Raw genomic sequence first — 8,603 nt, 5'->3', positions numbered from 1 at the left:
TTGGCAGACACGAGACTCTCCCTTGGGCGTCGTTTGTGCAAGATGCCTGAGGGAGACCCCCACCGCTACATCACGCAAGCTGCTCAAAACGCCCCGAATTCCCATCGATTTACGTGCTCACGCTCAACCGAGCTTCGCAAAGAGGGGTTTCAGCCCTTCATGGTGTGCCAGACCCGCGTTCGCAACGAGGGCCGGCGCGAGCACACGAAACACATGCTGCGCCTGCGCCACGCCAACCAGATCAACGCCCGCGAAGCCAATGAAATCATCCTGCTGAACTCGCACGACGGCACGAGCAGCTATCAATTACTGGGTGGCATGTTCCGCTTCGTTTGCAGCAATGGCCTTGTCTGCGGCGACACCGTGGGCGATGTGCGCGTGCCCCACAAGGGCGACGTGGCGGGCCATGTCATCGAGGGCGCCTATCAGGTGCTGAGCGGCTTCGAGCATGCGCAGGAATCGCGCGAATCCATGCAGGCCATCACGCTGGATGCCGGGGAATCGGAAGTGTTCGCCCGCGCCGCGCTGGCCCTCAAGTACGACGACCCAACCAAGCCCGCGCCCGTCACGGAATCGCAAATCCTGATGCCGCGCCGCTTCGACGACCGCCGCCCCGACCTGTGGAGCGTGTTCAACCGCACGCAGGAGAACCTGACCAAGGGCGGATTGCATGGCCGCGCCGCCAATGGCCGCAGACAGCAGACCCGCCCCGTGCAGGGCATTGATTCGGACATTCGCCTGAACCGCGCCCTGTGGCTGCTGGCCGATGGCATGCGCGCCCTCAAGGCCTGACCCCCTCTGACGTGTTCCCCGCCGGAGGGGCGGTTTCCCCTCCATTCCCTTGTTTCACTTGATTGGAGATTCACCATGAACGCCGTTACTTACACCGAAGCTCAAGCCCTCGACAGCCGCGCAAACGTGCTGCAAGCCGCCGACCCGAGCAAGCACATGATTCTGGTTCCGCTGTCGCGGCTGGTGCTGCGCCCCACGGGCCGCAACGTGCGCAAGACCGTCCCGCGCATGTCCATCCCCGAGCTGGCCGCGAGCATTCAGCGCGTGGGCCTGCTGCAAAACCTGATCGTGATTCCCGCCGCCGATGACCTGCATTACGAGGTGGTGGCAGGTGGCCGACGCTTTGCGGCCCTCAAGCTGCTGGCAAAGAAGCACCGTATCGCCAAGGATTGGGACGTGCCTTGCCTGCAGGTGGCCGATGGCACGGCCCGCACCGCCAGCCTGACCGAGAACGTGCAGCGCGAAGCCATGCACCCAGCAGACCAGTTTGAAGCCTTCGCCGCGCTGGTGGCCGAAGGCCGACCGATTGAGGACATTGCGGCGGATTTCTCCGTTACGCCGCTGGTGGTGCAGCGCCGCTTGAAGCTCGCCAATGTCTCGCCGCGTTTGATGGAGGACTACCGGGCCGATGCCGTGAGCCTCGATCAGCTGATGGCGCTCTCCATCACCGACGACCACGCCGCGCAGGAATGCGCGTTCTACGATGCGCCGCAATGGCAGCGCCAACCCTCGCACTTGCGCGAACGTCTGACGGAGCGCGAGATTGACGCCTACCGGCATCCGCTGGTGCGCTTCGTCGGGCTGGACACCTACGAGCAGGCGGGCGGCGGCATCCGCCGCGACCTGTTCGCGGAGGGCGATGCAGGCGTGTACCTGACCGACGCCGCGCTGCTGGAACGACTGGCGCAAGACAAGCTGGCGGGCATCGCCGCAGAGGTGAAGGCCGAGGGCTGGGCTTGGGCTGATGCCACGCCGGGCGTGACCCATGCCGATCTGCACGCCTTCCAGCGTGCGCCGAGGGAGCGCCGCGAGCCGAACAAGCGCGAAGCACAGCGCATCGAGAGGCTGCAAGCCAAGATGCAGGAGGTGGCCGAAGCCATTGATGCCGCGACGGACGCCGACGACGAGGACAAGGCCGATGCGCTGCAAGAGGAAGGCGAGCGGCTGGGCGAGCAGTTGCAGGCGCTGGAAGACGGCTTGCAGGGGTACGGCGCGAACGTGAAGGCCGCAGCCGGGGCCATCGTCACCATCGGCCGCAACGGCGAGGTGGTGATTCATCGCGGACTGCTGCGCGAGGCCGAGGCCAAGGCACTGCGCACACTGGAGAAGCTGCGCCAAGGGTTCAGCGACCCAGATGCCGCGAACGATGACGAAGGCGAGGACGACGAGCCGCCCAAGGCAGCAGCGATTTCCGACCGACTGGCCCAGCGCCTGAGCGCCCATCGCACCGCCGCGCTGCAAATCGAGGTGGCCCGGCATCCGCAGGTGGCGGTGGCCGCGCTGGTGCATGGCATGGTGCAGACCGTCTTGCAGGGCCGCTACTACGGGCGCGACCTGCCGCTGGGCGTGAGCCTGAAAGTCCAAGACCGGCTGGACGGCATGGCCCCGGACTGGCCCGAGTCACCCGCCGCTGTGGCGCTGCGTGAATTGCAGCAGGCGTGGAGCGGCAAGCTGCCCGAGGACAGCGCCGAACTGTTTGCCGCGCTGCTGGCGATGGAGCAAGGCGAACTGGTCAAGCTGCTGGCCGTGTGCGTGGCTTCCACGGTGGACGTGGTGACGCCTCGCGCCACACCGCACCAGCCCGGCGAGGAACTGGCGCAGGCCGTGGGCCTCGACATGGCCGCATGGTGGCAGCCGACCGCCGAGGGGTATTTCAAGCACGTTCCGAAGGCGGCAGTTCTGCAAGCCGTGGGCGAGTACGCGCCCGATCAGGTTTCCCGGCTGGCGAAGCTGAAGAAGGCCGACATTGCCAGCGAAGCCGAGCGGCTGGCCGATGGCGCGGGTTGGATGCCTGCCATCTTTAAGGTCGAAGGCCCGCAGCAGGCAGTGAAGGAAAGCGCGCAGGAGGCAGGCCCGGAGCAGGACGCCCCGGAGGATGCCGAGGCAATGGCGGATGAACCCGCCGAGGCGCTGGCCGCTTGACCCACGCCGAAGGCAAGCGCCCCGGCTTCGACCGGGGCGCTTCGCTGCAAGGAGAAGCCCCCATGACCCGCACCACCACCAACCGCCCGCGCATGGCGGCGGTCTATGCACCCGGCACGGTGCGCGCCCGCCGCTGGCACGGCGATGGCGACGTGCGCGGCTACCGACCGCCCTCGGGCTGGTCGGCCCGCGCTGACCTCACCGACATACATCCCATCACGGGCCGCGCCTTGCCGCGTGCCGTGTGGTGGATCATCGAAACGAAGGAATGATCATCGTCAGCACCGCGCCCAGGCCGTTCCGCCCTGGGCGCGGTGAAACGCATAATCCGGGCGCGGCGGTGGCCGCGCCCGGTGTTGAAGCCGAATAGCCGGGGCATTACGCCGCCGCCTTCACTGGCACTCAGGCGGCGGCGTTGAAGGCATCGCTGTACTGCGCGATGCCTTCGGGCACTGGCCCATGGAAGGCCAGTGCGAGAAAATAGCCGGGCGGCACGCCCGGCAGTTGCAGGCCCGCATGGGCCTGGAAGCCAAAGCGCCCGTAGTACGCGGGCTCTCCGAGCAGCACACAGCCTTCGGCCTGCATGGCCCGCAGTTCAGACAGCGCCTGTTCCATCAGGCGCGAGCCGATGCCGTGCCCCTGCCTCTGCGGCAGGACGGAGATCGGCCCCAGGCCGCACCAGCCTTTGGCCTTGTGGCCGTGGTCGTTGGTGATAGTCACCGGCGACAGAGCCACATGGCCGACGACCTGGCCGTGTTCTTCGGCCACGATGGAAAGCGTCAGTTCGCTAGCGTCGCGCAATGCACGCACGATGAATTGCTCCGTGTGGCTGGTGTGCGGCGCATCGGCGAAGGCGGCAATGGTCACGGCCTCGATAGCGGCAATGTCGTTCGTGGTTTCGTGTCGTAGCTGGATGGTCATGGTTTTCTGCGTTCCCTGCTCAAAATATAGAACGGCCTGGGCGTGTCGGCGCGTAGCGCCGCCGGGCTTTCGGGCTGCGCCCCGTGCCGACTTCGCTGTCACGGCCATTCGGCTTCAATCCACTCACGCCTTCGCGCCTGCGGCGCTGCGCGCTGCGCTTGCCTCCGGGGGATCGGCGCAAGGCCCATCCCCGCCGCGCGAGCTTGGCGCCCCTCGATGCCGCCGAACCGTCGATGCCGGATCGGCCCGGCCAGCGCCCCGCCGCAATGGACGGAGCTGGCGAACACGCTGGTGCTTGCTGCGGCAGGTTGTGCGAATGCGTGCCGTCCTCAACGCTGGCGGTTCTCGCCCATCACGTCACGAAGGACGGTTCACGGACATCCCGCCCGGCATCGCTATGGAGCTTCCACGCCACGCCTCAAGACCGGCGCCGCAAGGTGCGGCCGGGGCGTTCTCGCTTGTCGTCGGATGGTTGACCTGGCCCGCGTCAGTGGGCGAGCCGGTGCTGCCTTCGTGCGGGGATGCCGAGCCGGCCCTGCCTCCTTTCGATGCGGTTCGGCCCAAGGCGTCCTTGTGTTGTTGTGAATCCTAGCGGTGGCGCGGCTGCGCCTCGGGCTTCATGGCTGCAACCGTCCGGCGAAAACAATTTCCCCTGCTTTGTCACTGCGTTCGGCGCATTCCTCGCGGGACAAATTCTTTTCGCCTCCCGGCTCTCCACTGCGTTGCGACCGCAAGCGGTGCAGCCCGCCCGTCCCCCGCCGGCCGGATCACAACAAGGACGCGATGGGCGCGAACCTTGTTCCACCAAAAGGAGTTTCATCATGGCCAACATCGGCACCTTCACCGCAGACAAAGACGGCTTCACCGGCACGCTTCGCACCCTGACGCTCAACGTCAAGGTCAAGCTGGTGCCCAACGACAAGGGGGACAACGAGAAGGCCCCGGACTTCCGCCTGCAGGCCGCCAGCCACGACATCGGCGCGGCGTGGAAGAAGACCAGCGAGGCCGGGCGGGAGTACATCTCCGTGACCCTCGACGATCCTTCGTTCCCGGCCACGGTCTATGCCCGCCTGATCGAAGGAGAGAACGGCACGCACGACCTGATCTGGTCGCGCAGCAAGCCCCAGGCGGCCTGACGGCCGCCAGCGCCCCGCCCACTGCGGCGGGGCGCTGTACTGCTTGGATCAGCAGACTGGAAGGCTTGGCTCTCCCAGCTTCGTGATGGTGGTGGTCGGGCAGCATCACCATGACTTCGTGTTGCCAGGGCGAATGCAGGGCGATTCGGCGCACTGCGCCGACCGGGCTTTGCGGGCTGCGCCCCATGCCGACTTCGCCGTCATGGCCATTCGGCTTCAATCCCTATCGCAGCTGCGCGCTTCGCTTGCCTCCGGGGGAAAACCCTGCGGCCTCTCCCCGCCGCGCGATGCTTGGCGCCCCTGAAGTCCCCGAACCGGCTGCACCGGATCGGCCACGCCAGCGCGGTCGCACGCTATGGCGTGTCACTCTTCTTCGCCACAGTCTCCAACTCCTGGCGCACCTGCGCCAGCAGCTGATCGACCTGCTGCAGGTCGTCGCCGGCATAGGCCAGCGTCAGCAGCGTGAGCGGGTGCACCTCCATGACCTCGCACAGCTCGGCCAGCTTGTTCAAGGTGGGGCTTTTGAGGTCGCGTTCCAGCGTGCTCATGTAGGTGCGGCTGGACACGTCCGAGAACGCTTCCTGGCTCAAACCACGTGCTTTCCTGATGGTCTTTAGTGCCTCCGACAATGTATGTTTCGCTGCCAACCCTGGATCTCCGCAAAATCCAAGATGACATCCGATTGAGCCCTATAGGGCTACAATCTATAGTGTTCAACTATGCCCGCCTGCCGCTTTCGTGCTTTTACGGAAATCCGTATCTGCAGCTTCTCACAGAAGCACAAAACCGCATCCGTGCCTTTCCACAAACCCGCCGATGCGGTTTTGCGCTTTCACGCTTCGGCGGTTTTGTGCGAATGAGGTGACGCCCATGAACCAACTCATGACCGAGGACGAGCGCAAGCAACTGCTGGAACACGGCCGGGTCCGGGCCGCTGGCCGGGCCATCGACCCGCTGCCCGTGGTGCGGTTGTTCACGCCGGACGCACACGCCACTTGGCTGCTGGTGTCGCTTGACCCCGCTGACGGCGATACGGCCCATGGCCTGATCGACTTGGGGATCAGCATGCCTGAGCTGGGCGAGATCAAGCTGTCCGACCTCGCATCCATCGTCGGGCCGAGCAAACAGCCCGTGATGCGAGATCGGTATTTCCGGGCGGTGCGCCCGTTGTCGGAGTACCTGCGGCTGGCCCAGGAGAACGGTTCCGTCCTCGATTGAGCCGTTCGCGCCACGGCCAAGCCGGGCGCATTGAGGCTATTTCGGTCTTGCTCCAGACCCGTCAGGTCTTAATCCGCACTGTTGCACCAAACCAGTGCCACCCTGACGCAAACGGTCATGACGCCAGCCGTGCCATCGGGCACGGTGGATAGCGCAGGAGGCCGCATTTCCTCGCGCGCCACCGTCGCATTCAGACGATCCGCGCAATCCATCGGATGCTTTTCGTCTTGACACGCAAGTTACTAATCTACCAGCTTATTCACGATTGGATGCTAGTTCGATGCGGTGACGTTGGCGTGTGAAACCAGTGACGGCCGTCCTGCTCTACGGGAGCTTGCGTCATGGCCGAACCGCACCACCTCGCGCACTGGTATCCGACCGCCGCCTACCTCTACGTCCTGTGTCTGGACACGCTCGCACTGGCCTGGGAGTACCTGCGCCGCCATCCCGACTACCGGATCGACTGGCTGCGCCGTGCGCGCTGCCCCGATGCCGCGCATCGCTGGGGCTTGCGTCTGCTGGAAGACCCGGACGTGGATGCGCGTGACGCGCATCCGGCCTGGCTTCCCGGCCATGGGGCCGTGGTGCAGCTTCACCCCGATGCCGATCCGCCTCCGGATGCCACCGCCTTCGCGTTCTGGCGCATCCCCGGCCACAAGCAGTTGCTGCACGACGGCAAGGGTCTGGCGCTGATCGCGCGCAGCCCCAGCCTTTGCCAGCGCTATGCGCTGGCGCCTGGCCTGGAGGACGGCATGGCCGTGGCCCATGCCTATCGTGGCCGTCACGCCGCCCCTGCGGCCCCTATGCCTGGTACGCCTGCGTCAATGGCTCGGCCCAGGCCACCGCCTGCGGCGCTGCTGGAGCTACACACCCTGCAGGCGCTCGACGCCACCCTGGCGGGCGCGTCCTTGCGCGACGTCGCCGAGGGCTTGTTCGGTGCGGACGCCGCAGCCGGCTGGTACAGCGACGGCGGCCTGCGCTCCAAGGTGCGCCGCCTGGTGCGGCGCGGCGATGCGTTGATGCGCGGCGGCTATCGCCGCCTAGCACAACTGCCGCCGCTTGAGAAGGGTCGTTTTGAAGAGAGCGCAAAACGACCCTGAGCAGGAGGGCTTCGTTTTCTGAGACTGCCTTCATCCGGTTGCGCTGTGTGGCCGGAGCCCTGCAACCGATGGAGGTTCTCACCATGCGTCCTGCTCCCTTGCGGCCTGCCGCTACTGTCTCGACCGCTGCCGCGCAGCCCCAACGCTATCTCACCAACGACGAAGCCGCCGAGTACCTGCGCCTGTCGCCGCGCACGCTGGAAAAGCAGCGCGTGCTGGGAGGCGGTCCCAAGTTCCGCAAGTTCGGCCGCCGCGTGATGTACGCCGTGGTCGACCTCGATGCCTGGGCCGCCGAGCGCAGCTTCGAGAGCACGTCCGAGCCCGAGTACGCCGAGCAGCATTCGGCGGACAGCCGTGCGCGCTGATCGCTGGCGCGCGGGTGGCCTTCGCCATGTCCAGCCCCGCGCTGCCCATGCGGCAGCGACCGATGCAAGAGCGCGAACAGCTCGATCTGTTCCGCGCCTTGCCGGGCGACATGGCGCCGCGCGACAGCCAGGACTTGATGGCCTTTCCGTTCTTCTCGCTGGCGAAGTCGCGGCGCACGGCGCCGATCGACTTCCGCGCCAGCGGCATCACGATCCGCGTGGAGGGCACGCAGGAGCATGGCATCGCCACGATTTGGGATGCGGACATCCTGATCTGGGCTGCAAGCCAGATTGTGGAAGCCCGCGATGCGGGCTTGCGCCCGTCGCGGCTGATGCAGGCCACGCCCTACGAGATCCTGCGCTTCATCGGGCGCGGTACGTCGCTGCGCGACTACCAGCGCCTCAAGGCGGCCTTGGATCGGCTGCAGTCCACGACCGTGGCCACGTCGATCCGCGAGACGACCGGGCGGCGCCTGCATCGCTTCTCATGGATCAACGAGTGGAAGGAACTGGCCGATGCCAAGGGCACCCCCTTGGGGCTGGAACTGATCCTGCCGGACTGGTTCTATGCGGGCGTGCTCGATGCTGCCCTCGTGTTGACCATCGACCCGGCGTATTTCCGGCTGACGGGCGGGATCGAGCGATGGCTGTACCGCCTGGTGCGCAAGCACGGCGGGCGACAGCCTGGCGGCTGGCAGTTCGACTTCCAGCACCTGTACCGCAAGTCGGGCAGCGTGGCGCGGTACTACGACTTCGCCGCCGACCTGCGCGCACTGGTGGTGCGGCAAGCCTTGCCTGGCTACCAGTTGGGCATCGAGTACGTCTCGGGCATTGCCTCGCCGCTGCTGACGTTCCGGCCCGTGCCGTCCACGGCACGGGGATAACTGCTGCGCAGCCTGTGGACGGACTCGTGCTATCAGGCAACAGAG

General features: G+C 66.4%; 10 protein-coding genes. 8 read left to right on the top strand and 2 right to left on the bottom strand.

Features of this window, described 5'->3' with window-relative positions; all coding sequences use genetic code 11:
* The 3 genes from QZM67_RS34210 (at position 1) to QZM67_RS34200 (ending at position 3,206) form a co-directional block, all read left to right on the top strand.
* Positions 1 to 792 (top strand): DUF932 domain-containing protein, encoded by a 792-nt coding sequence (locus QZM67_RS34210; protein WP_301810212.1) that lies wholly within the window; start codon positions 1 to 3, stop codon positions 790 to 792.
* 75 nt (positions 793 to 867) lie between these two features.
* Positions 868 to 2,934 carry a ParB/RepB/Spo0J family partition protein gene (locus QZM67_RS34205; protein ID WP_003056209.1) on the top strand — a complete coding sequence of 689 codons (2,067 nt, stop codon included), beginning with the start codon at positions 868 to 870 and terminating at the stop codon, positions 2,932 to 2,934.
* 62 nt (positions 2,935 to 2,996) lie between these two features.
* Positions 2,997 to 3,206 carry a hypothetical protein gene (locus tag QZM67_RS34200; RefSeq protein ID WP_003056207.1) on the top strand — a complete coding sequence of 70 codons (210 nt, stop codon included), beginning with the start codon at positions 2,997 to 2,999 and terminating at the stop codon, positions 3,204 to 3,206.
* A gap of 130 nt (positions 3,207 to 3,336) precedes the next feature.
* Here QZM67_RS34200 and QZM67_RS34195 read toward each other — a convergent pair whose 3' ends face one another.
* Complete coding sequence (locus QZM67_RS34195) at positions 3,337 to 3,855, bottom strand: GNAT family N-acetyltransferase (RefSeq protein ID WP_011517543.1); 519 nt, start codon at positions 3,853 to 3,855, stop codon at positions 3,337 to 3,339.
* An 821-nt stretch (positions 3,856 to 4,676) separates the two neighbouring features.
* On the opposite strand from QZM67_RS34195, the gene QZM67_RS34190 reads away from it, so the two are divergent.
* Positions 4,677 to 4,991 carry a DUF736 domain-containing protein gene (locus tag QZM67_RS34190; protein WP_003056203.1) on the top strand — a complete coding sequence of 105 codons (315 nt, stop codon included), beginning with the start codon at positions 4,677 to 4,679 and terminating at the stop codon, positions 4,989 to 4,991.
* A gap of 353 nt (positions 4,992 to 5,344) precedes the next feature.
* On the opposite strand, the gene QZM67_RS34185 is transcribed toward QZM67_RS34190, so the two are convergent.
* Positions 5,345 to 5,638: a helix-turn-helix domain-containing protein gene (locus QZM67_RS34185; RefSeq protein ID WP_003056202.1), complete on the bottom strand. Its 294-nt coding sequence runs from the start codon at positions 5,636 to 5,638 to the stop codon at positions 5,345 to 5,347.
* A gap of 223 nt (positions 5,639 to 5,861) precedes the next feature.
* Between QZM67_RS34185 and QZM67_RS34180 the strand changes: the two genes are divergently transcribed.
* From QZM67_RS34180 to QZM67_RS34165, 4 genes are all read left to right on the top strand, one after another.
* A complete protein-coding gene (locus tag QZM67_RS34180; protein WP_003056199.1) occupies positions 5,862 to 6,209 on the top strand; it encodes a DUF2958 domain-containing protein in 348 nt (115 codons plus the stop codon).
* 341 nt (positions 6,210 to 6,550) lie between these two features.
* The gene (locus QZM67_RS34175; protein ID WP_011517541.1) at positions 6,551 to 7,309 is read left to right on the top strand and encodes a DUF2285 domain-containing protein; all 759 of its coding nucleotides are present in this window, start codon (positions 6,551 to 6,553) and stop codon (positions 7,307 to 7,309) included.
* An 83-nt stretch (positions 7,310 to 7,392) separates the two neighbouring features.
* On the top strand, positions 7,393 to 7,674 hold the full coding sequence (locus QZM67_RS34170) for an AlpA family transcriptional regulator (RefSeq protein ID WP_023123353.1): 282 nt from the start codon (positions 7,393 to 7,395) through the stop codon (positions 7,672 to 7,674).
* 26 nt (positions 7,675 to 7,700) lie between these two features.
* Positions 7,701 to 8,558, top strand: coding sequence for a replication initiator protein A (locus QZM67_RS34165; RefSeq protein WP_011517539.1), 858 nt, complete (start codon positions 7,701 to 7,703; stop codon positions 8,556 to 8,558).
* Positions 8,559 to 8,603: the final 45 nt, after the last annotated feature.

The organism is Burkholderia sp. AU45251 (assembly GCF_030482905.1).
GTDB lineage: Bacteria > Pseudomonadota > Gammaproteobacteria > Burkholderiales > Burkholderiaceae > Burkholderia > Burkholderia aenigmatica.
Note: the sequence above shows the minus strand (reverse complement) of the source record. Positions and strands in the feature narration are given on the sequence as shown.

Excerpts from the sequence above, each read along its gene's own strand:
- QZM67_RS34205 (WP_003056209.1), top strand. The coding sequence starts at position 868 with ATGAACGCCGTTACTTACACCGAAGCTCAAGCCCTCGACAGCCGCGCA.
- QZM67_RS34200 (WP_003056207.1), top strand. The coding sequence starts at position 2,997 with ATGACCCGCACCACCACCAACCGCCCGCGCATGGCGGCGGTCTATGCA.
- QZM67_RS34195 (WP_011517543.1), bottom strand. The coding sequence starts at position 3,855 with ATGACCATCCAGCTACGACACGAAACCACGAACGACATTGCCGCTATC.
- QZM67_RS34190 (WP_003056203.1), top strand. The coding sequence starts at position 4,677 with ATGGCCAACATCGGCACCTTCACCGCAGACAAAGACGGCTTCACCGGC.
- QZM67_RS34180 (WP_003056199.1), top strand. The coding sequence starts at position 5,862 with ATGAACCAACTCATGACCGAGGACGAGCGCAAGCAACTGCTGGAACAC.
- QZM67_RS34175 (WP_011517541.1), top strand. The coding sequence starts at position 6,551 with ATGGCCGAACCGCACCACCTCGCGCACTGGTATCCGACCGCCGCCTAC.
- QZM67_RS34170 (WP_023123353.1), top strand. The coding sequence starts at position 7,393 with ATGCGTCCTGCTCCCTTGCGGCCTGCCGCTACTGTCTCGACCGCTGCC.
- QZM67_RS34165 (WP_011517539.1), top strand. The coding sequence starts at position 7,701 with ATGTCCAGCCCCGCGCTGCCCATGCGGCAGCGACCGATGCAAGAGCGC.